The following is a 24,490-nucleotide window of genomic DNA, read 5'->3' as shown; positions in this document are numbered from 1 at the left end:
CAACAAGCCCGACTCGATCTCGGAGCCCGTCTACTACAAGCAGATCCTGACCTACAGCGTGATCGTCGTCCTCGTCGGACCGCTGCTGGTCTGGGCTGCGCTCGTCCTCCCCAGCTGGTGACCCGGAAGGTGCCCTCCATGACTGACTCCGTCTCCTCGGAGCCCGGCCGCTCAGGCGGCCCCCTCGACGGCGTGCTCGTCGTCGACCTCTCCCGCGCGCTCGCCGGGCCGCACGCCACGATGATGCTCGGCGACCAGGGCGCCCGGGTGATCAAGGTGGAGACGCCCGACGGCGGCGACGACACCCGCGGCTGGGGCCCGCCGTTCGTCGGCGACCCCGAGGCGCGCGAGTCGACGTACTTCCTCTCGACCAACCGCAACAAGGAGTCGATCACCCTCGACCTCAAGGACGCCGGCGACCGCGAGCTGCTGCTGCGGCTCGTCGACCGGGCCGACGTGCTGGTGGAGAACTTCCGCACCGGTGTGCTCGAGCGGCTCGGTCTCGGCATCGCGTCGCTCCAGGAGCGCAACCCGCGCCTGGTGGTCCTCTCGATCACCGGCTTCGGGCACGACGGGCCCGAGGGCGGTCGCGCGGGTTATGACCAGATCGCGCAGGGCGAGGGTGGGCTGATGTCGCTCACCGGCTCCGGTCCCGACGACCCGCAGCGCGTGGGGGTGCCGATCGCCGACCTGCTGTCGGGGATGTACGGCGCCTACGGCGTGCTCGCCGCGCTGCACGAGCGCGAGCGCACCGGGCGGGGGACCGTCGTGCGCACCTCGCTGCTCGCCGCGATCGTCGGTGTCCACGCCTTCCAGGGCACCCGCTGGACCGTCGCCGGGGAGGTCGGCCGCGCACAGGGCAACCACCACCCCTCGATCGTCCCCTACGGGCTCTTCCGGTGCCGCGACGGCTCGGTGCAGATCGCGCTCGGCTCCGAGAGCCTGTGGCGCCGCTTCTGCGACGGCTTCGGGCTCGACCCGGCCACCCCCGGCCTGGCGACGAACCCGGAGCGGGTGGCCGCCCGGGAGCAGGTGATCGAGCTGGTCGAGGGCGTCTTCAGCGCCTGGGACGCCGAGCCGCTCCTGGCCCGGCTGGCCGAGGTCGGGGTGCCGGCCGGCAAGGTCCGCACGCTCGACGAGGTCTACACGTGGGACCAGACCATCAGCCAGGGACTGCTCGTCGACGTCGAGCACCCGACGCTCGGGCAGGTCACGCTGCCCGGGCCGCCACTGCGGTTCTTCGCGGCCGACGGCGACGAGGTCACGCGGCGCGACCACCTCTCGCCGCCCACGCTCGACCAGCACGGTGCGTCGATCCGCGAGTGGCTGGAGACGTCGGGGCCGGAGTCGGACGGATGAGCCGTCGCTGGGGGGCGCAGGACCTGCTCGACCTGGTCCTCGACGACGACTCCTTCACGTCGTGGGACACCCCCATCGACATCAGCGGCCACCCGGAGCACTACCGGCGCGAGCTCGAGGCCGCCGCGGCCAAGGCCGGCACCGACGAGTCGGTGCTCACCGGTCGGGGCCGGGTCCACGGCCGGCCGGTCGCGGTCGTGGCCAACGAGTTCCGCTTCCTGGCCGGCTCGATCGGCCGGGCGTCGGCCGACCGCATCGCGAGCGCCGTGCGACGTGCCACCGCGGAGGGGCTGCCGGTCCTGGCCACCACGAGCTCGGGCGGCACCCGCATGCAGGAGGGCACCCCCGCCTTCGTGCAGATGGTCGAGATCTCCCGGGCGCTGATGGCGCACCGGGCGGCCGGGCTGCCCTACCTGGTGCACCTGCGGCACCCGACCACCGGCGGCGTCTACGCCTCCTGGGGGTCGCTCGGGCACGTGACCGTCGCCGAGCCGGGGGCGCTGGTCGGCTTCCTCGGGCCGAAGGTCTACGAGGCCCTCAACGGCAAGGCCTTCCCTGCCGGGGTCCAGACCGCGGAGAACCTCGCCGCCAAGGGCGTCATCGACGCCGTCGTCTCGGCCGAGGACCTCCCGCTGCTCGTCGACCGCGCGCTCGGCGTGCTCGTCGACCCGCCGACGGTCGCGACGCTGCCGTTGCGCGCGCCGGTGTCGTGGACCTCCTCCAGCGGCGCCCCCGACGTGTGGGAGTCGATCGAGATCACGCGGCGCGCCGAGCGGGCCGGCGTGCGCGACCTCCTGCGCCACGGCGCCACCGGCACGCTGCGGCTGCGCGGCACCGACGAGGGCGAGCGCGACGAGACGGTCATCGTGGCGCTCACGAGGATCGACGGGCAGCCGTGCGTGCTGGTCGGCCAGGACCGCTCGCGGCAGTCGTCGACGCACCCCATGGGGCCCGCCGCCCTGCGCGAGGCCCGGCGCGCGATGCGCCTGGCCGAGGAGCTCGGCCTGCCGCTCGTCACCGTGATCGACACCCCCGGCGCGGAGCTCTCCGTGCGTGCCGAGGAGGGCGCCATCGCCGGCGAGATCGCCCGCTGCATCGCGACCCTCACGACCATGACGGTGCCGACGCTGTCGGTGATCCTCGGCCAGGGCTGCGGCGGGGGAGCGCTCGCGCTGCTCCCGGCCCGCACCGTGATCGCCACCGAGCACGCCTGGCTCTCCCCGCTGCCTCCCGAGGGCGCGAGCGTCATCGTGCACGGCGACGTCGGCCACGCGGCCGAGATGGCCACCGCGCAGCGGGTGGGGTCCGCCGACCTGCTCGCGGGTGGCACCGTGCAGCACGTCGTCCCGGAGGTGCCCGGCGAGTCGGCCCAGGACCTCGCGGTCGCCGTGGCCGCCGAGATCGGGGAGCAGCTGCGCCGCATGACCGCCGTACGACGCCCTGCCTGATCGCCGAGTCGGCGTGATGGTGCAGCGGGGTCAGCTCGCCTTCTTGGCAGCCGTCTTCTTCGCGGGGGCCTTCTTGGCAGCGGTCTTCTTCGTCGCCGCCTTCTTGGCGGCGGTCTTCTTGGCCGGTGACGTCGTGGCGGTCTTCTTGGTCGCGGTCTTCTTGGCGGGCTTGTCGTCCTCGGGCTCGCTCTCGCCTCGTGCGGTCTTGGCCGCGTCGACGGAGCGCTGGAGCGCGGCGAGCAGGTCGACGACCTCGCCGGAGGACTTGGTGGAGGTGGGGGTGCGCTTGATCTCGCCGCCCTCGATCTTGGCCTTGACCAGGGCCTCGACGGCGCCGGCGTAGTCGTCCTCGAACTCCGAGGCGTCGAAGTCGCCGGCCAGGGTCTCGACCAGCATCGTGGCCATCTTGACCTCGGCGTCCTTGATCTCGCCGGCCTCGACGGAGAAGTCGGGCTGCCGGATCTCGTCGGGCCACATCATCGTCTGCAGCACGATGACGTCGTCACGCACGCGGAGCACGGCCACCGAGGTGCGCTGGCGCAGCGCGACGGTGACGACGGCCATCCGGTCGGCGTCCTTGAGGGCCTGGCGCAGCAGGGCGTAGGGCTTGGCGCCGGTCTTCTCGGGCTCGAGGTAGTAGCTCTTCTCGAAGAGCATCGGGTCGATCTGGTCGCTGGGGACGAACTTCTCGACCGCGATCTCGCGCGACGACGTGGACGGCAGCTCGGCCATGTCGTCGTCGCTGAGGATGACCATCTCGCCGTCCTCGGTCTCGTAGCCCTTGGCGATGTCGGCGTAGGGGACCTCCTCGCCGTCGATCGAGCAGACGCGCTGGTACTTGATCCGCCCGCCGTCCTGGGCGTGCACCTGGCGGAAGGACACGTCGTGCGACTCGGTCGCGGCATAGAGCTTCACAGGCACGCTGACGAGGCCGAAGGAGACCGCGCCCTTCCAGATCGCTCGCATGGGGAAGCCTCTCGGTGTGACGGGTGGTGCCGGTGTGGACCGCCGCGGCGTCCAGTATTCATCGCGACCGCGTCAGCGGCCACCACCCGCCGGGGTGCGTCCCCTGGTGCGCCAGGCCTCGAAGGCCTCGCGCGACGTCTTGGCCGGGGTGTAGCCGAAGACCTCCTTGAGCCGGTCGTTGGCGAGCACGGGGCGGAACTGGAGGAACCGCGTCTGCTCCGGTCCGTACGACGTGAGGCCGACGCGCTGCCCGATCATCAGCGCGATCCGCAGCGTCGGCTCGGGGATCTCCAGCACCTTCTTGCCCAACGAGGCTGCGATCTCCGCGATGGTCAGCGAGCCGTCCCCGGCCACGTTGAAGACGCCGGTGGCCCCGCCCGTGACCGCCTGCTCGATGATCGCCACGACGTCGGTGTCCCAGATGAAGACGAAGGGGGAGTCGGCGCCACGGATCTTGAGCAGCCGCGGTCGCTCGAAGAGCGCCGTGATCTGGTTGTCGACCCGCTCGCCCAGGATCGTGCCGATGCGCAGCACGACCTGCTCCAGCCCGGGGTGCTCCGACCGCGCGGCCGCCAGCATCTCCTCGACCTGCCGCTTGTGGTCGCTGTAGGCGAACTCCACGTTGCCGCGCACCGGGTCGTCCTCGGTCAACCAGCCGCCGTGGGCGCGCCCGTTGTCCGGGTGGTAGCCGTAGGCCGCTCCACTCGACGACACGACGATGCGCCGCACCCCGTGGGCCAGGCACGCGTCGAGCACGTGGCGCGAGCCGTCGACGTCGACGGCCCGCTCGAGCTCACGCGAGGAGTCCTTGCCCGGCGTGACGATCGAGGCGAGGTGCACGACCACCTCGGGCCGGCTGGCGGCCACGGCCTCGGACACGGCACCCGCGTCACGCACGTCGACCACGACGTGGTCCACCCCCGCGACAGCCGCAGCGGGCACCCGGAGGTCCGCGCTCGTGACGCGATGACCTGCGCCCGCCAGCCCCGCCACGACCGACGAGCCGAGGAAGCCGTTGCCGCCGGTCACCAGCACCGCAGTCATGCCGCCACCCCCATCCGGCGCCGCCACAGGATCGCGACGGTCAGCCCGGCGATGATGTCCCAGATGCCCCACCAGGCGGCGACCAGCGCCATCCCGCCGAGGCCGTCGAAGTAGGTGAACACGAGCAGCAGCCCGAGCCCGGCGTTGCGGATCCCGACCTCAAAGGTCATCGCACGCACGCTGGCGTCGGGCAGCCGCGTCGCCCGCCCGATGCCGTAGCCGAGCAGCAGCGCCAGCGCGTCGTGGAGGAAGACGGCGAGCAGCACGACGCTGATGTAGTCGACGAAGATGTCCCAGTTGTTGGCGACGCCGATGACGATGATCGCGGCGAGCGCGACGTAGGACAGCGGCCCGATGATCCGGTGCCCCACGGAGGCCACACGCGGCCAGAGCCGGGCGATCGCGATGCCGGCGACGAAGGGCAGCCCGATCACCAGCCCCACCTCGACGAGCATGTCGAGCGCGCTGAGGTCGATGTCCTCGAGCACCTTCTGGCCGGTCGGGTGCAGCCCGCCCCAGAACGCCACGTTGAGCGGCATCAGCACGATGGCGAGCACGTTGCCCACCGCCGTCATCGACACCGAGAGCGCCACGTCACCACCGGCACGGTGGGTGAGGATGTTGGACACGTTGCCCGGCGGGCAGCACGCGACCAGGATCAGCCCGAGCGCCACCGACCCGCGCAGGTCGAGCACCAGGGTGAGCACGAAGGTGATCGCCGGCAGCAGGAGGAACTGCGCCACGATGCCGATGGCGATCGCCCCCGGCCTGCGGACGGCCGCGGAGAAGTCCGACAGCTTCGTGTCGAGCGCGATGCCGAAGAGGATCGCTCCGATGACGATCTTGAGCGTCGTCAGCGACGACTCCTCGAAGGCGATCCTGATGGTGTCGACGTCGGTCACGACGTGAGCCCCTCGATCTCGGCGCGCACCGCGGAGCGGTAGGCGTCCTTGTTGACGTAGTAGGACATCCGCTCGAGGCCCAGGTAGCGATAGCCGCCCGTCAGGTCGGGCCGCGGCCCGGCGGCCCGTGCGTCCAGCGCCTGCGCCGCGGCAGGATTCGTCCGTCGTGCGGCGAGGTACGACGCCACGAGCTCGGCCTGCTCGTAGCGACCCTGCCAGCCGATGCCCGACGCCTCGATCATGCCGAGCACGAAGAGGTCGGGGTCGGCCTGGGTGAAGATGTTGAGGTAGAGGTCCGGGGCGGTGCCGCGACCCTCCCACTGCAGCAGCGCCGGGTCCACGAACGGGTAGTGCAAGTGGTAGCCGGTCGCCAGGACCACCACGTCGTAGGGCGACCCCGTGCCGTCGACGAACTCGACCGACGACCCCGCGAGCCGTCGTACGTCGGGCCGCACGCGGAGGTCGCCGTGCCCCAGGTGGTGCAGGACCAGCGAGTTCACGATCGGGTGCGACTCGTAGATCTTGTAGTCGGGCTTCGGGAAGCCGAAGCGCACCGGGTCGCCGGTGAAGAGCTTGAGCACGCGCGTGTCGATCGCCTGCTTGATCCGGGGCGGCAGGGGCTTGCCCTGGTTGAGGGTGTCGGCGGGCTTGCCGAAGAGGTACTTCGGGACGAAGTAGTAGCCCCGGCGCACGGACATGTCGACCGAGGCCGCGTGGTGCACGGCGTCGACCGCGATGTCGCAGCCGGAGTTGCCCGCGCCGATGATCAGCACCCGCTTGTCGGTGAAGGCCCGGGGGCTCTTGTAGGCACTGGTGTGCAGCACCTCGCCGTCGAAGGAGCCGGGGAAGGTCGGGACCGACGGCTCGCTCAGCGTGCCGTTGCAGAGCAGGACCCCGGCGTGCCGGTGCTCGGTGCGCACGCCGTCGACCTCGACCGTGACCGTCCAGCCCCCGCCCGGCGCCGGCGCCGCGGCGACCACCTCCGCACCGAAGGTGAAGCCCGAGGTGAGGTCGAAGCGCTCGGCGAAGTCACGGAAGTAGGCGAGCAGGTCGCGGTGCGAGGGATAGTCCGCGACCTCGTCGGCCATCGGGTGCTCGGCGAACTCGGTGGTCCGCTTCGACGAGATCAGGTGCGCCGACTCGTAGACCGTGCTCCGCGGCCCGTCGATGTCCCAGAGCCCACCCACCCCGGCGGCCAGCTCGTAGCCGACCCACGGGATCCCTGCGCGCTGCAGGTTGCGGGCGGCCGCGAGACCCGACGGTCCGGCCCCGATCACGGCATACGTCATGTCCTCCACGACAGGCATGATGTCGTCATGCGTCCCATGCTCGCCACCAAGGGCACCCACGTGCCGGTCGGCGACGCGTGGTCGCACGAGGTCAAGTGGGACGGCGTGCGGATCCTCGCCGACACCCTCCGGGGCGCGGACGCGACGCGGATGTGGAGCCGCAACGGCAACGACGTGACGCCCGCGTGGCCCGAGATCTCGGCGGGCCCGCTGGCCGGTCGCGACGCCCTCGTGGACGGCGAGGTGATCGCGCTCAACGACAGGGGCGTGCCGGACTTCCGGGTCCTGCAGGACCGCATCCACACCCGCAAGGCCACGACCGCGCTGCGGCTCGCCGCGCGCATCCCCGCGACGTTCATGGTCTTCGACCTGCTCCGGCTCGACGGCACCGACCTCACCGACCAGCCCCTCGAGCGGCGCCGCGAGCTGCTGCGCGACCTCGAGCTGGGCGGGACCTGGCAGGTGCCCGACTCCTACGACGACGGGCAGATGCTCCACGACGCCACGCTGCAGCAGGGGCTGGAGGGCATCGTCAGCAAGCGCCGCACCTCCCGCTACGTCCTCGACCAGCGCTCCCCGCACTGGGTCAAGCTCGCGCACCGCCATCGGCAGTCCTACGTCGTCGGTGGCTGGCGGCCCCAGGAGGGCACGACCGACCGGCTCGCGGCGGTGCTCGTGGGAGAGCCGACGCCCGACGGGCTGCTCTACCGCGGCCGGGTCGGCAGCGGCATCGGCGGCAAGCAGGGGCGCCTGCTCAGCGACCTGCTGGCGCCGCTGGCCACCGGCGCCAGTCCCTTCGCCGACGAGGTGCCGCGCCTCGACGCCCTCGGCACCCGCTGGGTCGAGCCCACCGTCGTCGTCGACGTCGACACCCACGGCCTGGGCTACTCCCGGTTGCGCCAGCCGTCCTTCCAGGGCGTGCGCACCGACGTGAGGGCGGAGGACCTGTGAGTCCGGCGAAGAAGCCGGCCTACGACAAGCAGGAGGTCCTCGTCGACGTCGAGGGCCGCACCCTCAAGATCAGCAGCCTCGACAAGGTGCTCTTCCCGCGCACGGGCACGACCAAGGCCGAGGTGCTGAGCTACTACGCGCAGATCGCGCCGGTGCTCCTGCCGCACCTCAAGGACCGGGCGGTGACCCGGATCCGGTGGCCGCACGGTGTGGGCGACATGAGCTTCTTCGAGAAGAACGCCCCGGCCGGCACGCCCTCGTGGGTGCGCACGGTCACCGTCCCCACGACCGGCAGCCGCACCGGCACCGGCGACGGCACGCTCACCTTCCCGATCGTCGAGGACCTCGCCACGCTGACCTGGATGGTCAACCTCGCCGCGCTCGAGCTGCACGTGCACCAGTGGACGGTCGGTCGCAACGGCCGGCCCCGCAACGCCGACCGCATCGTCATCGACCTCGACCCCGGCGAGCCCGCCGGTCTCCACGAGTGCTGCCAGGTCGCGCTGCTGGCGCGCGACAAGCTGGCCGAGCGCGGCCTGACGGCCAAGCCGGTCACCAGCGGCAGCAAGGGCCTCCACCTCTACGCCGACCTTCCGCGCCGGCTGCCCAGCGACGACGCGACGGCACTGGCCAAGGAGGTCGCCGAGGAGCTCCAGGGCGAGCACGCCAGGCTGGTGACCGCGACCATGACCAAGGCCAAGCGCGGCGGCAAGGTCTTCCTCGACTGGTCGCAGAACGCCGGCTCCAAGACCACGATCTCGCCCTACTCCCTGCGCGGCAAGGAGAAGCCCTACGTCGCCGCGCCGGTCTCGTGGAGCGAGGTCGAGGAGGGCGCCGACGACCCGCTCGGTCTGGAGCAGCTGCGCTTCGACGAGGTGCTCGAGCGGGTCGCCGAGCAGGGCGACCTCTTCGCCTCCTGAGGGGCTGCCGACCGGCGTCCCGAGGGTGTTACCCAACCGTGGACCCGTCGTGGGCCCGTCGTTCCCGCGACGTGGCGGGCCGACTCGTAACGTCGTGGACACGCTCGTCGTTGGGCCCGCTGGGAGGTGTCATGAAGATCGCGATCACGCGCAAGCTCCTGCTGTCCGTCGCCTCGGTGCTGCTGGTGGCCGTCGTCGCCGCGCTCAGCGGCGTCCCGTGGAGCCAGGCCAGCGGCTCGGAGTCCGGGGTCGAGCTCGTCGCGCAGGACAACCGGGCGACGCTCACCGTGACGGGTATCCAGCCCGGCGACACGGTCGTGCGCTCCGTGACCATCCGCAACACCACCGCCTCAGCCGTGCGGGTCGCCTTCACCGAGCAGGGTGCGCCCGCCACCGCGCAGGGCGGGCAGCTGCGCCTGCGCATCGACAGCGAGGACCGACAGGTCTTCGCCGGCGGCTTTGGCGCCATGGCCGACCTCACCCAGGACACCGGGGAGCTCGCGCCCGGCGCGTCCGCTACCTTCCGGTTCACCGTGACGCTGTCCGAGGACGCGTCCTACCAGGCCCCCGGACAGGAGGTCGCGCAGGCGACCTACGCCTGGGTGCTGGTCCCCGTCACCTGACACGCACGCCCGCACCTCTCGGAAAGGAAGTGGTCGTGGAGATCGCCCCGGCACCGTCGCGACGCCGGCTCTCCGCGCGCGCCCGCGTGCTGCTGGCCCTGGGCATCGTCGGGCCCGTGACCCTGCTGGCGCTGCTGCCGACGATGTTCGGCCTCGAGCGCTACGTCGTGGCCGGCGACTCCATGAGCGGCGGCATCGAGCGCGGCTCGGTGGTCTTCGAGCGCCGGGTGCCGGTCGGTGACCTGCGCGTCGGTGACGTCATCACCTACGAGCGGCCGGAGTCCGCCGACTCCGAGGGTCTCGTCACCCACCGGATCGAGTGGATCGAGGGGGCCCGTCTCCAGACCCGCGGCGACGCCGAGGAGAGCCCGGATCCGTGGCTGGTGGCGCTCGACCGGCCCACGATGCCGCGGGTCGTGGTGACCATCCCCTACGTGGGATATCCCTTCATCGGGCCGATCGGGCCGTCGGTCTGGCTGCTGGTCCTGCTCGTGCCGGGCACGCTGCTGACCCTCCTGCTCGTCCAGGACGCTCGACGGGTGAGGACGGCCCCGACGCGGATGTCGCACCGAGTGGGCACGTCTGCGAGATAGCCGGACCTCGCTGCCCCTATGCTTCGTGGCGTGGCACACAGGGTTCTGGTCGTCGAGGACGAAGAGGACATCGCTATCCCTCTCGTCCGCACGTTGGAGCGCGAGGGCTACGACGTCCTGTGGGTCGACAGCGGCCAGCGCGCCCTCGACGAGCTCCAGGCCCGGTCGGCGGAGGTCGTCATCCTCGACCTGGGTCTGCCCGACATGGACGGCCTCGAGGTGTGCCGCAAGGCCCGCGACGGCGGCTACGAGGGCGCGATCATGATCGTCACGGCCCGTGCCGGTGAGCTCGACCGCGTGGTGGGGCTCGACTACGGCGCCGACGACTACCTCTCCAAGCCCTTCGGGCTCGCCGAGCTGCAGGCGCGCGTCCGCGCCCTCATCCGGCGTACGTCGGGTGCCGGCGGCCACGGCGACGAGGACGACGGCGCCCTGCGCATCGACGTGGCCGCTCGCCGGGTCTACGCCGGTGAGGACGAGGTGCCTCTCACGGGCAAGGAGTTCGACGTCCTCAGCATCCTGGCCGCCCACCGCGACAAGGTGGTGTCCCGCGGCCGGCTGATGGCCGACGTCTGGGACGAGAACTGGTACGGCTCGACCAAGACGCTCGACGTGACGATCGGTCGTCTTCGCCAGAAGCTCGAGAGCGTCGGAGTCTCGGAGCGGGTGGTTGCAGTTCGAGGCGTGGGTTTCCGCCTCGAGGGCAGCCCCTCCGATGCGTGAGCGGCTGACGCTCAGCTTCGTCCTCGTCACGCTCGGCCTGCTGCTGGTGGCCGGGCTGGTGCGCTCGGTGACCCTCAACGGGATGCAGCGCGAGCGCGAGGGCGAGCACATCTTCCGCGAGGCGACGACCCTCGCCGCGGTGGTCGAGGCGCGCCAGGAGCAGCGGGAGCCGATCGACGCGGCGTTCCTCAACGACTACGTCGGCGTCGACACCGCGATCCGCTACGACACCGACACCGACACCGCCGGCGACGCGGTCGAGGTGCGGGGACCCGACTACGAGCCCGGCGACGGGGAGATCTCCTCGACGGTCACGCTCGACGGCGGCGAGCTGACCGTGCGCCAGTCGGAGGACGCGATCGGAGGTGTCTTCCGCGAGGAGGTCTGGTCCCTGGTCGTGCTGTTCCTGCTGATCGGGGTGGTCTCGGCGCTGATCGGCTTCGTCATCGCACGCACGCTCGCCGAGCCCTTCCAGCGCCTCGCTGTGGCCGCGAGCGCTCTGGGTCGCGGCCGCTTCGACCTCGACCTGCCGGAGACCCGGGTGCCCGAGGCCCAGGCGATCTCCGAGGCGCTGCGCGCCAGCGCCGTCGCGCTGCGCGACCGGCTCGAGCGCGAGCAGGCGTTCTCCATGCACGCCTCGCACGTCCTGCGCACACCGCTGACCAGCCTCCGCCTCCAGCTCGAGGAGCTGGCCCTGGACACCGAGCTCTCGGAGTCGACCCGCGCCGCCGCCGTGCGAGGCATGTCGGCCGTCGACGAGGTCAACGAGGTCGCCGGGGAGCTGGTGAGCCTGTCGCGCCAGGGGCTGATCGGCGGCGAGCAGGTGCCGTTGCGCGACCTCGCGACCGCGTCCGCGCAGGTCTGGGCCGACGAGCTCGCGGGTCTCGGCCGTGGACTGACCGCGGCGGTGGAGGGCGATCTCGAGCTCACCTTCACCCCCGGCCCCATCGAGCAGATCCTCGACCTGCTGCTGCGCCACGTCGTACGCCAGGGCGCCGGCGACGCACGGCTGGTCTTCGAGGGCGACGCCCGGGGCCACCTCCGCGTCGTCGTCACCGCCGCGCGGACCACCTCGTCGCGCGAGGAGAGCCTCGTCGAGGAGGCGCGCGCGGTCGTCGAGGCGCTCGGCGGGCGGCTCCAGTCCGATGCGGCCGACGGTGCGGACATCGACGTCTCGGTGCTGCTGCCGCGACGCTAGCGCGCGATGAAGGCGCTGATCGCGTCGTTGACGACGGCCGGCTGCTCGAGCTGGAGGAAGTGGCCGGCGTCGGCGACCACCCGGATCTCCGCGCCGTCAGGCAGCCGGGTCGCGGCACGCTCCGCGATCGCCGCCTGCAGGCAGCCGTCGTCGGCGCCGTGCAGGTTGAGGCTCGGCACGGTCGGCATCGCGGTCCAGGTGCGGTGCCAGTCGGCGTAGGCCGCCGGCACCGCCCACACCCGCGGCACCGCGCGGTAGTAGCCGATCACGGCCGAGCGCTGCTCGGGCGTCCGCACGCTCGCCAGCAGGTGCTCGAGGTCCTCCGTCGCGTCGTAGCCCGGCGACCACGCCGCCCACAGGTGACGCACCAGCCGCTCGAAGCTCCGCTCGGGCAGGAGCGGCAGCTGGTTGAAGAGGGTGTACCAGCTCAGCCGCAGCTGCTTCGGCGCCAGCCTCAGCGCGTGCGCACCCGTGAGGGCCGCGGACATCGCCGGGATGGGAGGCACGGCGAGGGTCACCACCGCGCGGTAGGGGTTGGCCTCGTGCGCCCCCACCCCGTTGGCCGTGATCGCGCCCCAGTCGTGCCCGACGAGCACGGCGCGCTCGTCGCCGCCGAGCACGTCGTGGAGGGCGGCGGCGTCGGCCATCAGCGCGCCCACCTGGAAGCACCGGTCGGCCGGCACCGCCGACGGGCCGTAGCCGCGCGTGAAGGGCGCGACGACCCGGTGCCCGCGCTCGGCGAGGTGCGGCCCGAGGTGCCGCCAGGTCCAGGCCGTGTCGGGGAAGCCGTGCAGGGCCACGACCAGGGGGCCGTCCGTGGGGCCCCACGCCAGGGCGCTGAGGCGCAGGTGGGGGAGGTGGAGCTCCAGGATCTCGGGACTCGGCGTACGCATGGGGTGAGTCTGCCCGCTGCCCGCCGCTCCTAGGCGGCGTCTGCCGCCGCCTGGAGCTCGGGGGGCACCTCGGAGGAGATCACCGAGGCGTGCCAGCGCGACTCGCGCCAGCCGTCGGGGGTCTGCTTCCAGATGATGGTGGCGACGCAGCTGAAGCGGGCGGTGTGCGGCCCGAGGGTGAGGGTCTGCTCGAACTCCAGCACCCCGTAGCCGAGGGGGCCGGCGTCGAGGGCGCGGTAGTCGACGATGGCCGAGTCGGTGGCCGCCCCCATCGTGTCGAGCGTCGCGAAGAGCGTGCGGAACCAGTCCTCCCACTCGGCTCGGTCGCGCACGGGTCGGGCCAGGCCCGAGGGGTCGATGTCCACGATGCCGAAGTCGTCGTCGCACAGGGCGGCGAGGGTGTCGAAGTCGTGGTCGCGCACGCAACGCAGCAGCGTCAGGGTCTCCTCGTAGAAGGGCTGGTCCCGGAACTGCTCGGGAGGGGCGTCGAGGAAGGAGGCGGCGGTCGTGGGTCCGGTGTCCGTGGTCATGGTGATCCTTCCGGGGTTGCTCCGCGGTCCCGGCGCGGGGTGCCGGGACCGCGGAGCGGTGGTGGTGGTGGAGGAGGGTCAGACCGTCGAGCCCTGACGGCCTTCCTGCGGGCTGGACAGGTCCGGCTCGCCGGGCTCGAGGTAGTTCTCGTCGCGCGACTTCGCCAGGGCGATGGCCAGGACCAGCAATCCGAAGAGAGGCTTGGCCAGGACGTCGGCGACCGAGTAGCCCACCTGGCGCAGGACCTCCGCGGTGACGGGGTCGTCGATGACCGCCGGCACGAAGTAGGCGATCGGGTACACCGTCCAGGTGACGACCAGGATCCAGCGCAGGGCGCTCAGGAGGCGGGTGACCCCCGGAGCCTGCCGACCCAGGGAGTTGCCCAGCTCCACGAAGAGCACGTAGAGGATGTAGATGAACGGCAGCGTCCCGACGATGCCCCAGACGACCTTCGCGGTGCTGTCGGGTGCCGCGAGCTCGCCGGGGTAGCCCGCGATGATCATGGCCAGCGCGGCGACGGTGAGGCGGACCAGCAGGCTGCGCGTCTTGCCCGAGTCGAGCTTGAGCACCACCACGAGCTCGGCCAGCAGCAGCGGGACCGTCAGCAGCCAGTCGACGTAGCGGTAGGCCTCGTTGAACGGGATGCCGTCCTGGACGTACTGCCCACCGGTGTAGGTGAAGGCCTCGACCCAGGAGTTGAAGATGCGCACGTAGTGGTAGAGCGCGATGCCGACCACGATCGTGGACAGCGTGATGGCCATGCGGTGACGGGGCGAGACGCGACCGCGCACCAGGATGAAGAAGAGCAGGGACGCCCCCATGGAGGCGATGACGAAGGAGAACGAGTTGTAGACCAGGTCGTACTGACCCTGGCTGAGCGTGAGGTCCACGTGTGACTCCTTTGGCTACGTGGTCGCCGCGACGCGCGGCGTCCCTTCAAAATTAGCAACGTTTAGTCCAAATTAGTAAGCATTAGTTGTAAATATTCCGCTGGACTAGAGTGCGGCCATGCCCACGGCACCTCCGGTCGACCTGCACGCTGCCGCCGCAGAGCTCGGGGTGCACTACCAGACCGCCTACCGGTGGGTGCGGACCGGACGTCTCCCGGCGGTCAAGGTGGCCGGTCGCTACCAGGTCGATCGCTCGGCCCTCGAGCGCTTCGCCCACGACCGTGCCGCGCCCTCCGCGGTGCCGACGCCCGGGCCCAGGCGCCTGAGCGGTCAGGCCGAGCGCATGCACGAGGCGCTCGTCGCCGGTGACGACACGACCGCTCGCCGGATCGCTCGCCGGCTCGACGAGGAGGGCGCCACGATCAGCGACGTGATCACCGAGGTCCTCAGCCCACCGCTGCAGCGCATCGGCCAGGCGTGGCGCGAGGGCGAGCTCTCGATCTGGGTCGAGCACCGGGCGACCGCGATCGTCGAGCGGATCCTCGGCGAGCTGACCCCGACCCCACGGGGGCGGCGCCGCGGCACGGTGGTCGTGGCTGCTGTCTCGGGCGACCTGCACGCCCTGCCCACCGCGATGGCGGCCGCCGCGCTGCGCGCCGACAACTGGCAGGTCGAGCACCTCGGGGCCGACGTCCCTCCCGAGGAGCTGGTGCACTTCTGTGCAGCCCACGACGTCTCGGTCGTCGCCCTCTCCCTCACCAACGTCGCCGTCGCCGATGTCGCCGAAGGGCTGGCCGCGACGCTCCGCGGTGCCGGCACGCCTGTGGTCCTGGGGGGTGCCGGGCGTAGCCTCGACGACTTGGTCGCCGAGGTGCGCGAGGCCGTCAGTCACTAGGTGCTGACAGCGGTCCGTCCGGGGTCGTGGCTGCCGAGCGACGCCGGCGCGGGTCGGCCCGCGCTCTTGCTCAGGTGTCCTTGCCGAGCAGCACCCGCAACCGCTCGTACTCCGCCTCGTCGGCCGCGCGCTGCTCCTCTGCGTTGAGTCCCGCGGTGCGGCGCGCGTCGGCGGCGACGGCCGCGACGTAGGACTCGACCCGGGCGCGGTGGGCAGCCTGGTAGTCCTCGGAGGTCGTCGGGTCGATGAAGTCCCAGGGGATGGTGACGTCGTCCTTGGTCCACTCGCCCATCGAGGGAAAGCTGCCGATGAAGCGGACGCCCTGGGTGGTGAAGAAGAGGTAGTAGGAGCCGTTGGCGTCGGTGCAGTCGAGACCGCCCGCCTGGCCCAGGTCGGCGTAGAGGCTGTTGACGAAGTCGCGCCAGCGGCGCTCCATCACGGTCGTCAGGAAGTCCGCCATCGTGTCGATGCGGGCGTCCAGCGCCGTCGCCATCGCGCGGGTCTCCGAGATGTAGTCGGAGCGGGGAGGGTGCTCGGCCATGGGCGTGAGTCTGCCTCACCCGTCACATCCGTGGTCCCTGTCCACAGATTGTCCCGGGGGTCTGGCGCACCCCTGAGAGCCTGACTTAGGTTCGGTCCGAGGAACCTGACTCGGGAAACGGGGACCGTCGTGGCGATGACGCATGCGGAGACGCTCGACCAGCACCAGGCGCTGGTCGACCACCTCGACGAGCGCGTGCGCGCCCTCGTGCGCGGCGAGGGAGTCGACCCGCAGCGTGACGCGACCGTCGTACGACGCATCGCCGAAGGCGTCGTCCGCGAGCACGACGAGCGCAGCCTGACCGGCCAGGTCGCGCCGGTGCCCGACGTCGGCTCGATGGTGGGCGAGCTGGTCGCCCGGGTCTCCGGCTTCGGCCCGCTCCAGCCGTTCCTCGACGACCCGACCGTGGAGGAGATCTGGATCAACGACCCGTCGCGGGTCTTCGTCGCCCGGCACGGCCGTCACGAGCTGACCAACCTGATCCTCACCCCAGCCCAGGTCACCGAGCTGGTCGAGCGGATGCTCAAGTCGAGCGGTCGCCGCATCGATGTCTCGCAGCCGTTCGTCGACGCGATGCTGCCCGAGGGGCACCGGCTCCACGTGGTGCTGGAGGGCATCTCGAGAGGATTCTCGGCCGTCAAGACCGCAGTGTCTAAAACCACTGCTAGTCTTGGGTGGCATGGGACAGCAGCGCGGGATCCCTCAGGCGCCTGCGATCTACGCCAGGATCAGCCTCGACCGCACGGGGCAAGCTCTCGGGGTTCAACGGCAGGTCGAGGAGTGTCGCGAACGATGTCGATCGCTCGGCTGGCCCGAGCCCAAAATCTACTCGGATAACGACATCTCGGCCCGAAGCGGCAAGCGCCGTCCAAGCTTCGAGCGGCTCCTCCTTGACGTTCAGTCTGGGTACGTCGACGGCATCCTCGCGTGGCACCTCGACCGCGTGCTCCGACGAGTAGTGGACCTGGAGCGAGTCCTAGACGCAATTGAGTCTCAAAGATCAGCCATTCCGGTGGTCTTCCTACAGGCTGGGGAGATCGACCTCACGACACCTTCGGGACGCCTGCTTGCCCGCATTCTCGCCGCAGTCGCCGCCAACGAGGGTGACGTGAAGTCTGCTCGACTCTCCGCACAGAGGGCGCAGGCAGCTCAGTCGGGTCAAGCTCATGGGCCACTCGGGTACGGCTACGACGATCTGCGCCGGATTATTCCGGAGGAAGCAGAGGTCATTCGAGAGGTCGCACAGCGGGTAATTGAGGGTGGCACGCTGTACTCGATCGCGTCCGACCTAAACGATCGGAGAGTTCCCACGCCTGGAAGCGGACGATGGGACGCTAGGCGCGTCGGCCGAGCGGTCGAGCACAATCAACGACCAGAGGTCACGGCAGTCATCGACGCCACCCGCGGAGACGCTGCGATCGCTCCAGCCGTTCTCGCGCGGATTCTTCGAAATGCTGGTGGGTCATCCAGCACTTGCACTGCGGCCTGGGTTCGCGACCAGATGTGGGCAGAGCATGTGATGTCCGATGACCATGGCTTGGACGATTCGACCATAGCCAAACTCCTCGCTGCTGCTGGCATCCCTCCTGATCGGTCGTACTGGCGAGCTGCAAACGTGAGGGCAATGGTTCGGCGCGGATCCCTTTGCGGATGGCGTGAGTTCAGTCCGGGCCAGCGAGGAGGCTATGGAGCGCTGACCTCGCAGGGTGATTGGACCCCGATCCTGTCAAAGGAGACGATCGAGGACATTCGGCGAGTCACTGATCGGCCTCGCTCGCGACGAGGCCGAGAGCCGAAGTACCTGTTGGCGGCAATCCTGAAGTGCGGGAGATGCGGGTCCAGCTTGGCCGGCTCCCCGACTGCCGGCGGCGGCTTCCGCTATGCCTGTTCCAAACAGCCCGGGCGACCCGAAACCTGCGGCGGCTTGACAATCACAGGTCCTCAGACCGACGAGATCGTTTCGATGGCGATCATTGACGCAGTCGCCGAGGCCAAGGTGCGCACGGGCGCGCTCAAGCGCAGTAACGGCAGCAGCTCCGCTGTTGTCAGCGCCGAGAAGGAACTTGTCGAACTTGGTCGCTTGAGGAGGCACTACGGACTTGAGTTCGCAGCCGACCGGCTGCATCAGGAGGAGTGGGACGCGCTTAGGGAGGGGTGGGCGATCCGCCAGCGCGCCGCCGAACGGGTGCTCGGCCAATGGGCACCAAACCTCCAAGCGGTGCTGTCGGACGTCCCGAAGAAACGTCCTGACATCGAGAAGTGGTGGCAAGAGGCGACGGTACGGCGCAAAAGGGAACTTCTTCAGGTTCTAGTGGAACGCATCGAGATCGCACCGAGAACTAGGTCTAGCAATCGTTTCGATCCCTCTCGAATCGGTGAGCCCATCTGGCGGGCCTAGGCAGCCGGCAGTCCCTGCGGATGAGACTGGGCGTCTCCGGTAGCCATGATCTCGGCGATTCGGTTTAGGACGGCGGCGTTTACGATCACAGGGGGCTTACCTTGCTTGATCCGCGCTTCTCTGGCACGGCGCGAGTACGCGTCGGCCATCTCGCCGATCAAGCACTCCCGCGATGCGCAGATGCTGGCGGCATCGTTGCGGTGATGTTGATCGTTCACGGCTGACCCCCTGCGACCGAAGATGGCGTCTGGTCACCTAGGGCGAGAGGGAGCGCCGGTGCGATCACTCTCCTTGGAGCAGGTCAATCTCGCGAGACTGGTGGGTGGCGTCTCGGCGCAGCGAATCGAAGACACGGCAGGTCGTTCAACGGCTGCGTTCGACGCGGCTTTCAACGTCCATCGCTGGACCCGACTGCTGGCGGATTCCAATGCCTCCGCCACAGGTCTCGGGAGCTGGACCATCCGCCTCGCGTGAATGTCGGCGGGGGAGACCCAGACGACGTCGCCGGTGGCGTCGGGTGTGGCCAAACCAGCCTCGATGTCGTTGTGGGCTCGGTGGGAGAGCGCGCGTGCGCGGCCGACGAGTTCGGGCTGGTTTGCCTTCTGAGCGAGGACGTCGGCGAGCTCCGGGGCGCTCTCGATCGCGGTCAGGGTCGCGGTCAGGGCGCGCTCGAGGCCGGGGTGCTGGGCGATGATGTGTGGGGGGAACGTGGTGATGGCGTCGTGGGTGAGTTCGCGGTAGGCGGCGCGCAGCTCGGCCGAGGCGCGGAGCAGGTCGGGGTTGGGCCGGTCGGTGGGCGCGGGAAGGTCGTCCCATCGGCTCGCCAGGTTGTTCCAGGCGCGGCCGAGCGCGTCGAGTGATGAGGTGAGTCGGTCTGTCGGCAGGTCGCCGGCGGCGTAGGTCATGGCTAGGCGGTTGTGTGAGTCGGCGTCGACGAGGAGGAGCGCGACGCCGGCGATGAGGGCTTGGGTGCGGCTCACGATGACGTTGTCGGTGGCCGACGTGCGGGCGGCAAGGCTGCGGTGGGCCTGGATGTCCCAGCCGGCCAGTGCCCGCGGGATGCGGTCGTGGTCGGCCGCCGGTGGGCGCGCTTCGCCGGCGACATCGGCGGCGAACTCGCCGGCAAGGTACCTCCCGGCGATCGCCTCCGCTGTGGCGAATCGGCCCACCCACGTTGCGGTCGGTGCGACGACGTACGGGGAGTGGACCGTGGACAGGGAGACCTTGCGGCCGGCCTGACGGGCCTCGCGGTACCGGTCGCGACCGTGAGCGTGCAGAGCGACGCTGCCGGCGTGCGCGGCTACGTAGAGCGCGTGCATGGTCCTGGACCGGGCTGCCTGCAGGTCTTGGCGTAGCGCGGCGCCGTGCCCGTAGATCTCGGGGCCGTAGCGGCGGACCAGGCTGCCTGCGGCCTGCAGCGTCTCGGCCATGTGCGCCAGGCGGGGATCGGGGGCTCCGCGGCCGGGCCACCCGGCGGCCAGGCTGTTGTCGATGTTGGCGGCGTGGGCGACCAGGCGCTTCACGGGCCGGTCGTGCAGTTCGTCGGCGTAGTTGGTGCGGGGGAGGGCCGTCCAGAGCTCGCCGGCGGCCGCGACGAGGGCCGGCCAGCCCCGTACCAGGCCGCCGGCGTTGTCCCCGTCGACGTCGAGCAGCAACAACCGCGCCTGGTGGTCGACATCGGCGAGCATCTCGCCCACGGTGCGGATGTCGCCGGTCGTGAAGGGGATGGTGTCGACGTCGAACAGCTCCGCCGCGACAGCAGCGAACTCAACGTGGCCGGCTCCGGCCGTTGCCGGGGTTGGTGGTCGCAGGTCAGCAGTCAAGGTGCTGGGCCTCTCGGAGCAGGTCGCACAGGTCGACCACCAGTTGAGAGCCGTGCACCAGGTCGGCGCGCCAGAGAGGCAGCGGCCGGCTCAGCTCCTCCACTTCGGCGAGCAGTTGTACCGCGGTGCGCACGTCGACCGCGTCGACGTCGAGCTCGAGATCCGTGTCGGCGTCGCTGAGGTCGTCGGGTAGCAGCAGCTGCGTCTGGCCGTGGGCCAGGTAGATGCCGAGGCCGAGGGAGTGCAGGGGTGATGCTGGCCCTTCCTCATCCGCGCGGGTCCAGACGGTCCTGGCGGCCTGGTGGAGCAGCTGAGCCATCGAGTCCAGGCGACGCCGGACCTCCTCTGCCGTCTCAGCCGGGGTCCTGTCGGAGCCGTGCTCGAGGACCTGGCTCGTCGAGGGGTCGGTGCTGTGGTTCACGGCCGTTCCTCCGGATCTCGTAGTGATCGGCGGCCCGGACGAGCCGCCGTCCTCATCAAGCCATGTCGGGAGGCACCGGCGCCGGCCCGCAAGTCGGGGCTGTGGATAACCGGGGTGATGTCGGTGGCTGGGCACAAACTGGTCACGGTCGCCTAGGTCGCGCCGAGGTCGTCGAACGATCATCGACACGCTAAGTCGGCCAACTAGCACTAGTGGCGGCATGCCGCAGGCGACAGGAGGCTGATGGTGATGAAGATCCCGATGACGGTGTTGAAGGCGACGACGTTCTGGCCGGCCGCGCTGGTGAGCTTCGTGCTGTTCATGGTCGTCCTGGCGCTCGCGCCACCGTTCCTGTCGCTGCCGCTGGTCCTGGCGGCCATGACCCTGCTGGTGGTGCTGGCCACTGGTCGACTCGAGGAGCCGACGGTCGAGCTGATGACCGGCGCCCGGACTGCGACCGTGGGGGAGCAGCAGGTAATGGCCAGCGTCGTCGACGGCCTGGGTCGGGTCGGGATTACCGAGCTGGAGCTGCTGGTGCGCCGTCGCCAGTGTGCCTCGACGCCGGCTGTGACGGTGCTCGGCCGACGCTCGCTTGTGCTGACGCCGGGGCTGGTCGAGGCCGTGTGCCGCGGCTGGGTGGCCACCGAGGAGGTCGTGGCGCTCGTCGTCCAGGCTGTCGCGGTGCGGCGGGCGCGCCGGCCCCGCGCCGAGCTCGCGGGCCTGGTGGCCACGGGCCCGTGGCGCGCGGTAGTCATGGTCTTCCGCGGGGTGGGTGCGGCGTTCGCCTGGCTTCCGTTCATGGGTATCGCCTGGGCGCTGCGCGGTGTGGTCGCGGTGATCTGTGTGCTGCAGTCGGTCGTCGAGGGACGAGTAGCTGTCGGCCTGTTGGGCGGCGCCGTGATCGCCCTGACCTACCTGGTGCCGGCGGCCGGCCGGGCCCTGCAGGCGCGCACCGAGGCGATCGGGGACCAGTTCGTGGTGGACCAGGGCCTGGGTGGCGTGCTGGCGCGGTTCCTGACCCGCTACGGCCACCCGACCACGGTCGAGCGGCTTCGCCACCTCGAGCAGCAGCCACCTCCGCCCGTGCCCAGCCCGTCGACGCTGCTGGCGACGCAGCTCATGCCCCTGACGTCGTTCTCGCTGAACTGATCGGAGCAGAAACCATGACGACGACGAGCGCACCGTCCTCGGCGCTGCCCGCAGAGCTCCGCGCGAGCATGGAGCCTGCCTGGTGCGAGGTCCCTCGTCTGGTCTGGGTTGCAGCCCGCGCCTACGCCCCCGCCGCGCTGCCTGGCGCCGTCGCGGTTGCCGCCAGCGTCTGCGCGATCGTCGTGTGGCTGCCCTCCCTGGTGAGTCTGCGTGCCGCCCGCCAGTTGGTCGCGCTGGACGGACACGCACTGGTCGCCCTCGAGCGTGCAGACCGTCGCCGCGGGATTGCCGAGCTGTGGTGGCCCGCGCTCGTCGGCCTCGCCGCGATCGCACTCGTGGTACTCGCCTGGGGAGCCCTCGCCACCGGCTGCGCGGTCGGGGCCTTACACCTGGGGCTCGGCGCCGAGGCCAGCGCCGCGGTGGCCGCCGCGATCATGGCCATCCCCACGGTGATCGGGGCGCTGGTCGTGGCGCCGGTGTGGTCCGCCGGCTCTGCGCGCCGAATGCGCGCGCTGACGTCGTGGCTCGGTGCCGAACACCCCAGCACGCCGGTGTGGAAGCTCGGGGCTCTTGCTGCTTGGCCTCAGCGATCCGGACATGGGACGGCGTTGTTGGACCAGCTGCTGACTCGACGCGGTGGAGTGGTCGGCGAGAGCTTCGTCGTCGCGTGGCCGCGCAGCACCGAGCTTCGGGCCTGGTACCGCCGACGGTTCGGTATGCGCGAGCATGCCGATGGTGGGCTCTACCTGCCGCCTCGCGGGCGGGTCTGACGCCGGTGAGTGGCTACTCGTCGTCTCCGTGGTCGTGTCGGTCGGGGACGCCCGAGGTCGAGTAGTGAACGCAGCCGCAGCCGTCGCCGGCGTGCGGCTGGTGGTTCATGCAAGGCAGGCCGGAGAGCGTGTGGGAGCACTCCACCCACCTCGTGCGCGGCCGGCTATGCCGGCCGGTCGTCCGAGTGCTCGCGACCGGAGACGACACCGTGGGAACGGGAGCTGGGGCAGCTGTGGTCAGCATGGTCGGCTCTTAGCGGCGCGGGCCGCCGCGGCGGCGCCGGTCGGCGGAAGCGGGCTGCTGCTGGTGGTAGGCGGCGGTGTCGGTGTAGTCGTGCTGCCGCCCGGAGCGACGCACCTCGGCGATCTCGGCGTCGGGAGAGCGGTTCTCGTCCAGGGCGGCGGATTGCTCCGCGGCCGCCTTACCGGCGCGGATCTCCTCCGTGCGCCGTCGCGCCTGTTCCTCGAGCTCGGCTTCGTGTCGAGCTGCGTCGTCGCTCATGATCTTCTGCCCTTCGTGTCTGGAGTTGTGACGGCCGCCTGGTTGCGCCCGCCTGGTTACGCCTGCCGTTGTTGGTCGCCTAGGTCCCGCGGGGCGGTGGGAGCGATCACGTGGCAAGACACTGACCAGAGAGTCTTGTGTGCTGCTCAGCAGGCGCCCCACAGTCCCAAGGCTTCGTCCTGGGCGTCTTGAGCCGCTATCTGGTGCTCGGAGGCCCGCACGACGCTCCAGCCGATGTCGAGGCCTACCCGCGACTCACGGGAGCCGTGGCGGTGGAACGCCTACTGCGCCCCCACGATGGACTCCGCCAGCACGTGAGCCGACGACGGAAAGCTTCTGGACCAGTTGACCGATGCGCGGCCGCCGACGCCGCTGGGCGGCGGCATTGCTGAGGCAGTGCTTCGTCGACGAGCCCGGCCCAGCCTGCCGCCGCACGGACCCGGTGACAGCCAGTCGGCCGACGCACCCACCCAAGACCGGTGCGGGGCAGCAGCCGGATAGCCGGCCGAGGCTGGGTCGTAGCGGGGTCTCAGTGGTCGGGGCCTGGCGCCTGGCACCGCGCCGTGGGCGCTCCTGACACGTGGTCTGGTCCGTGAGCGCTGAGCCGGCGCCGGGCGGCGTCGTCAGGGCTCTGCCCTGGGGTGGTCTCGTCGACGTCGATCCCGTTGAGCAGCTCGCGTCGATCGCGGGGCCGCGCGGCGGGTTCGTCGGCTACGTCGAGGGCGGATGCCAGGTCGCCGACGTCTGTGGTGAGGACCTGCTCGAGGAGCGAGGTGATGCTCTCGGTGGTGCCGTCGCAGTCGGCCACCAGGCGGCTGGCCAGCTCGTCGAGGGCCTGCTCGCCGCGCGCGGTGAAGGTGACCACGCCAGTCATCACGGCAGTGGCAGCTTCAGGTGGCGGATGACTTGCCGGGGAAGTGCTCATCAGAGGTCCACCTCGGTTCGTCTTGGTGCAGGGTCGTGGTCACCTAGGGGCCGGAGCTCGTCTTCGGCGATCACTGATGGCGCTCGAGGTTCCTAGCCTCGCTGGTCGACGTTGCCCCGGGCACGGCTCTTCCGCGCGGCTGGTGTGAGGTTTCGCTGTCGTAGGTTCACGCACATGGCTCGCAGAGTGGTGGTGCAGCTGGTCGACGACCTCGATGGACGCGACATCGAGGACGGCACGTGGTGCACCGTGAAGTTCTCCCTCGACCAGGTCGGTTTCGAGATCGACCTCAGCGTTCAGCACCCGTGACGAACTGCGCGCGGTGCTTCAGCCCTTCATCGCCCGAGCCAGGAAGGTGCGTGCGCCGAGGGCTCGCCGACGCTGCAAGTAGCACCGAGGCGCTATCCGTTGATCTCGGCCCTGGTTGTCGCCTTCGCCTGCGCGTTTCGGTGGCAGGCGTCGATGATCTGGGCCAGCCGCGAGCAGAAGGCTGCGATCCACAGCGTCGACGGGCCGGCTGAGGTGACGGCCGTGGAACTCGGTGTTCCCGCAGGTGTTGCCGCTCGCGTCACTGCGGGGTCATTGCGGGCCGTCCTTGTCCGGGTCAACGTCCACGTCATCGACGGGCAGGTCTTGACTAGGTCCGAGCTCGCGGGGTGGCGCGGTCGCCTCCAATGGGTGCGTCCCCCCGAGCCGCTGGACCTGCAGGGGGACGCCGGCACGGATGTCGTCCCAG

At 70.8% G+C, this 24,490-nt stretch carries 28 protein-coding genes; 15 read left to right on the top strand and 13 right to left on the bottom strand.

The window, feature by feature from the left end:
• The first annotated feature begins 138 nt into the window (after positions 1-138).
• A complete protein-coding gene (locus AAG827_RS17885) occupies positions 139-1,359 on the top strand; it encodes a CoA transferase (RefSeq protein ID WP_341927558.1) in 1,221 nt (406 codons plus the stop codon).
• Positions 1,356-2,807 carry a carboxyl transferase domain-containing protein gene (locus AAG827_RS17880; protein WP_341927557.1) on the top strand — a complete coding sequence of 484 codons (1,452 nt, stop codon included), beginning with the start codon at positions 1,356-1,358 and terminating at the stop codon, positions 2,805-2,807. The genes AAG827_RS17885 and AAG827_RS17880 overlap by 4 nt, the downstream gene beginning before the upstream one ends.
• A gap of 30 nt (positions 2,808-2,837) precedes the next feature.
• Here the strand turns inward: AAG827_RS17880 and AAG827_RS17875 are convergent, their stop codons facing one another.
• The 4 genes from AAG827_RS17875 to AAG827_RS17860 form a co-directional block, all read right to left on the bottom strand.
• Positions 2,838-3,773 (bottom strand): Ku protein, encoded by a 936-nt coding sequence (locus AAG827_RS17875; protein ID WP_341927556.1) that lies wholly within the window; start codon positions 3,771-3,773, stop codon positions 2,838-2,840.
• A gap of 72 nt (positions 3,774-3,845) precedes the next feature.
• The gene (locus AAG827_RS17870; protein WP_341927555.1) at positions 3,846-4,817 is read right to left on the bottom strand and encodes an NAD-dependent epimerase/dehydratase family protein; all 972 of its coding nucleotides are present in this window, start codon (positions 4,815-4,817) and stop codon (positions 3,846-3,848) included.
• The gene (locus AAG827_RS17865; RefSeq protein ID WP_341927554.1) at positions 4,814-5,719 is read right to left on the bottom strand and encodes a bile acid:sodium symporter family protein; all 906 of its coding nucleotides are present in this window, start codon (positions 5,717-5,719) and stop codon (positions 4,814-4,816) included. Before AAG827_RS17865 ends, AAG827_RS17870 begins: the two co-directional genes overlap by 4 nt.
• Positions 5,716-7,008, bottom strand: coding sequence for an NAD(P)-binding domain-containing protein (locus AAG827_RS17860; protein ID WP_341927560.1), 1,293 nt, complete (start codon positions 7,006-7,008; stop codon positions 5,716-5,718). The genes AAG827_RS17865 and AAG827_RS17860 overlap by 4 nt, the downstream gene beginning before the upstream one ends.
• A gap of 27 nt (positions 7,009-7,035) precedes the next feature.
• On the opposite strand from AAG827_RS17860, the gene ligD (AAG827_RS17855) reads away from it, so the two are divergent.
• The 6 genes from ligD (AAG827_RS17855) (at position 7,036) to AAG827_RS17830 (ending at position 12,016) form a co-directional block, all read left to right on the top strand.
• Complete coding sequence (gene ligD / locus AAG827_RS17855; protein WP_341927553.1) at positions 7,036-7,959, top strand: non-homologous end-joining DNA ligase; 924 nt, start codon at positions 7,036-7,038, stop codon at positions 7,957-7,959.
• Complete coding sequence (gene ligD, locus AAG827_RS17850) at positions 7,956-8,879, top strand: non-homologous end-joining DNA ligase (protein WP_341927552.1); 924 nt, start codon at positions 7,956-7,958, stop codon at positions 8,877-8,879. Before ligD (AAG827_RS17855) ends, ligD (AAG827_RS17850) begins: the two co-directional genes overlap by 4 nt.
• A gap of 131 nt (positions 8,880-9,010) precedes the next feature.
• Positions 9,011-9,502 carry a hypothetical protein gene (locus AAG827_RS17845; RefSeq protein ID WP_341927551.1) on the top strand — a complete coding sequence of 164 codons (492 nt, stop codon included), beginning with the start codon at positions 9,011-9,013 and terminating at the stop codon, positions 9,500-9,502.
• Positions 9,503-9,537: 35 nt separating this feature from the next.
• Complete coding sequence (locus AAG827_RS17840) at positions 9,538-10,095, top strand: hypothetical protein (protein WP_341927550.1); 558 nt, start codon at positions 9,538-9,540, stop codon at positions 10,093-10,095.
• 18 nt (positions 10,096-10,113) lie between these two features.
• On the top strand, positions 10,114-10,818 hold the full coding sequence (locus AAG827_RS17835; protein ID WP_341927549.1) for a response regulator transcription factor: 705 nt from the start codon (positions 10,114-10,116) through the stop codon (positions 10,816-10,818).
• A complete protein-coding gene (locus AAG827_RS17830) occupies positions 10,811-12,016 on the top strand; it encodes a hypothetical protein (RefSeq protein ID WP_341927548.1) in 1,206 nt (401 codons plus the stop codon). The genes AAG827_RS17835 and AAG827_RS17830 overlap by 8 nt, the downstream gene beginning before the upstream one ends.
• Here AAG827_RS17830 and AAG827_RS17825 read toward each other — a convergent pair.
• From AAG827_RS17825 to AAG827_RS17815, 3 genes are all read right to left on the bottom strand, one after another.
• Complete coding sequence (locus AAG827_RS17825; RefSeq protein WP_341927547.1) at positions 12,013-12,909, bottom strand: alpha/beta hydrolase; 897 nt, start codon at positions 12,907-12,909, stop codon at positions 12,013-12,015. The two genes, AAG827_RS17830 and AAG827_RS17825, sit on opposite strands and share 4 nt — an antisense overlap.
• A gap of 29 nt (positions 12,910-12,938) precedes the next feature.
• A complete protein-coding gene (locus AAG827_RS17820; RefSeq protein WP_341927546.1) occupies positions 12,939-13,439 on the bottom strand; it encodes a nuclear transport factor 2 family protein in 501 nt (166 codons plus the stop codon).
• 78 nt (positions 13,440-13,517) lie between these two features.
• The gene (locus AAG827_RS17815; protein ID WP_341927545.1) at positions 13,518-14,330 is read right to left on the bottom strand and encodes a bacteriorhodopsin-like; all 813 of its coding nucleotides are present in this window, start codon (positions 14,328-14,330) and stop codon (positions 13,518-13,520) included.
• Between the two features lie 118 nt (positions 14,331-14,448).
• On the opposite strand from AAG827_RS17815, the gene AAG827_RS17810 reads away from it, so the two are divergent.
• Entirely contained in the window at positions 14,449-15,225 is a 777-nt protein-coding gene (locus AAG827_RS17810) for a cobalamin-dependent protein (protein ID WP_341927544.1), read from the top strand.
• Between the two features lie 70 nt (positions 15,226-15,295).
• On the opposite strand, the gene AAG827_RS17805 is transcribed toward AAG827_RS17810, so the two are convergent.
• Positions 15,296-15,766: a hypothetical protein gene (locus AAG827_RS17805; protein WP_341927543.1), complete on the bottom strand. Its 471-nt coding sequence runs from the start codon at positions 15,764-15,766 to the stop codon at positions 15,296-15,298.
• A gap of 135 nt (positions 15,767-15,901) precedes the next feature.
• On the opposite strand from AAG827_RS17805, the gene AAG827_RS17800 reads away from it, so the two are divergent.
• Positions 15,902-16,603, top strand: coding sequence for a hypothetical protein (locus AAG827_RS17800; RefSeq protein ID WP_341927542.1), 702 nt, complete (start codon positions 15,902-15,904; stop codon positions 16,601-16,603).
• Positions 16,494-18,164 carry a recombinase family protein gene (locus tag AAG827_RS17795; RefSeq protein ID WP_341927559.1) on the top strand — a complete coding sequence of 557 codons (1,671 nt, stop codon included), beginning with the start codon at positions 16,494-16,496 and terminating at the stop codon, positions 18,162-18,164. Before AAG827_RS17800 ends, AAG827_RS17795 begins: the two co-directional genes overlap by 110 nt.
• Here the strand turns inward: AAG827_RS17795 and AAG827_RS17790 are convergent.
• From AAG827_RS17790 to AAG827_RS17780, 3 genes are all read right to left on the bottom strand, one after another.
• The gene (locus AAG827_RS17790; RefSeq protein ID WP_341927541.1) at positions 18,161-18,382 is read right to left on the bottom strand and encodes a hypothetical protein; all 222 of its coding nucleotides are present in this window, start codon (positions 18,380-18,382) and stop codon (positions 18,161-18,163) included. The two genes, AAG827_RS17795 and AAG827_RS17790, sit on opposite strands and share 4 nt — an antisense overlap.
• A 33-nt stretch (positions 18,383-18,415) precedes the next feature.
• A complete protein-coding gene (locus tag AAG827_RS17785; RefSeq protein ID WP_341927540.1) occupies positions 18,416-19,861 on the bottom strand; it encodes a hypothetical protein in 1,446 nt (481 codons plus the stop codon).
• Positions 19,862-19,976: 115 nt separating this feature from the next.
• A complete protein-coding gene (locus tag AAG827_RS17780; protein WP_341927539.1) occupies positions 19,977-20,408 on the bottom strand; it encodes a hypothetical protein in 432 nt (143 codons plus the stop codon).
• Between the two features lie 249 nt (positions 20,409-20,657).
• Here AAG827_RS17780 and AAG827_RS17775 point away from each other — a divergent pair, with 249 nt between their 5' ends.
• Together AAG827_RS17775 and AAG827_RS17770 are read left to right on the top strand one after the other, a co-directional pair.
• Entirely contained in the window at positions 20,658-21,557 is a 900-nt protein-coding gene (locus AAG827_RS17775) for a hypothetical protein (RefSeq protein WP_341927538.1), read from the top strand.
• Between the two features lie 14 nt (positions 21,558-21,571).
• On the top strand, positions 21,572-22,327 hold the full coding sequence (locus AAG827_RS17770; RefSeq protein WP_341927537.1) for a hypothetical protein: 756 nt from the start codon (positions 21,572-21,574) through the stop codon (positions 22,325-22,327).
• Between the two features lie 253 nt (positions 22,328-22,580).
• Here the strand turns inward: AAG827_RS17770 and AAG827_RS17765 are convergent, their stop codons facing one another.
• Positions 22,581-22,829 carry a hypothetical protein gene (locus tag AAG827_RS17765; protein ID WP_341927535.1) on the bottom strand — a complete coding sequence of 83 codons (249 nt, stop codon included), beginning with the start codon at positions 22,827-22,829 and terminating at the stop codon, positions 22,581-22,583.
• Positions 22,830-23,358: 529 nt separating this feature from the next.
• Entirely contained in the window at positions 23,359-23,703 is a 345-nt protein-coding gene (locus AAG827_RS17760; RefSeq protein WP_341927533.1) for a hypothetical protein, read from the bottom strand.
• Positions 23,704-23,928: 225 nt separating this feature from the next.
• Between AAG827_RS17760 and AAG827_RS17755 the strand changes: the two genes are divergently transcribed.
• A complete protein-coding gene (locus AAG827_RS17755) occupies positions 23,929-24,063 on the top strand; it encodes a histone-like nucleoid-structuring protein Lsr2 (protein WP_341927532.1) in 135 nt (44 codons plus the stop codon).
• Positions 24,064-24,162: 99 nt separating this feature from the next.
• Positions 24,163-24,490: hypothetical protein (locus tag AAG827_RS17750; RefSeq protein WP_341927531.1), on the top strand; the 328-nt coding region annotated here is incomplete at its 3' end.

Source organism: Nocardioides psychrotolerans, assembly GCF_943371775.1.
GTDB lineage: Bacteria > Actinomycetota > Actinomycetes > Propionibacteriales > Nocardioidaceae > Nocardioides > Nocardioides psychrotolerans_A.
This window is presented reverse-complemented; position numbering and strand designations above follow the sequence as displayed.

Coding starts and splice junctions, on each gene's coding strand:
- AAG827_RS17885 (WP_341927558.1), top strand. CDS start 139: ATGACTGACTCCGTCTCCTCGGAGCCCGGCCGCTCAGGCGGCCCCCTC.
- AAG827_RS17880 (WP_341927557.1), top strand. CDS start 1,356: ATGAGCCGTCGCTGGGGGGCGCAGGACCTGCTCGACCTGGTCCTCGAC.
- AAG827_RS17875 (WP_341927556.1), bottom strand. CDS start 3,773: ATGCGAGCGATCTGGAAGGGCGCGGTCTCCTTCGGCCTCGTCAGCGTG.
- AAG827_RS17870 (WP_341927555.1), bottom strand. CDS start 4,817: ATGACTGCGGTGCTGGTGACCGGCGGCAACGGCTTCCTCGGCTCGTCG.
- AAG827_RS17860 (WP_341927560.1), bottom strand. CDS start 7,008: ATGACGTATGCCGTGATCGGGGCCGGACCGTCGGGTCTCGCGGCCGCC.
- ligD (WP_341927553.1), top strand. CDS start 7,036: ATGCGTCCCATGCTCGCCACCAAGGGCACCCACGTGCCGGTCGGCGAC.
- AAG827_RS17845 (WP_341927551.1), top strand. CDS start 9,011: ATGAAGATCGCGATCACGCGCAAGCTCCTGCTGTCCGTCGCCTCGGTG.
- AAG827_RS17835 (WP_341927549.1), top strand. CDS start 10,114: ATGCTTCGTGGCGTGGCACACAGGGTTCTGGTCGTCGAGGACGAAGAG.
- AAG827_RS17830 (WP_341927548.1), top strand. CDS start 10,811: ATGCGTGAGCGGCTGACGCTCAGCTTCGTCCTCGTCACGCTCGGCCTG.
- AAG827_RS17825 (WP_341927547.1), bottom strand. CDS start 12,909: ATGCGTACGCCGAGTCCCGAGATCCTGGAGCTCCACCTCCCCCACCTG.
- AAG827_RS17820 (WP_341927546.1), bottom strand. CDS start 13,439: ATGACCACGGACACCGGACCCACGACCGCCGCCTCCTTCCTCGACGCC.
- AAG827_RS17810 (WP_341927544.1), top strand. CDS start 14,449: ATGCCCACGGCACCTCCGGTCGACCTGCACGCTGCCGCCGCAGAGCTC.
- AAG827_RS17805 (WP_341927543.1), bottom strand. CDS start 15,766: ATGGCCGAGCACCCTCCCCGCTCCGACTACATCTCGGAGACCCGCGCG.
- AAG827_RS17800 (WP_341927542.1), top strand. CDS start 15,902: ATGACGCATGCGGAGACGCTCGACCAGCACCAGGCGCTGGTCGACCAC.
- AAG827_RS17775 (WP_341927538.1), top strand. CDS start 20,658: ATGAAGATCCCGATGACGGTGTTGAAGGCGACGACGTTCTGGCCGGCC.
- AAG827_RS17770 (WP_341927537.1), top strand. CDS start 21,572: ATGACGACGACGAGCGCACCGTCCTCGGCGCTGCCCGCAGAGCTCCGC.
- AAG827_RS17765 (WP_341927535.1), bottom strand. CDS start 22,829: ATGAGCGACGACGCAGCTCGACACGAAGCCGAGCTCGAGGAACAGGCG.
- AAG827_RS17760 (WP_341927533.1), bottom strand. CDS start 23,703: ATGACTGGCGTGGTCACCTTCACCGCGCGCGGCGAGCAGGCCCTCGAC.
- AAG827_RS17755 (WP_341927532.1), top strand. CDS start 23,929: ATGGCTCGCAGAGTGGTGGTGCAGCTGGTCGACGACCTCGATGGACGC.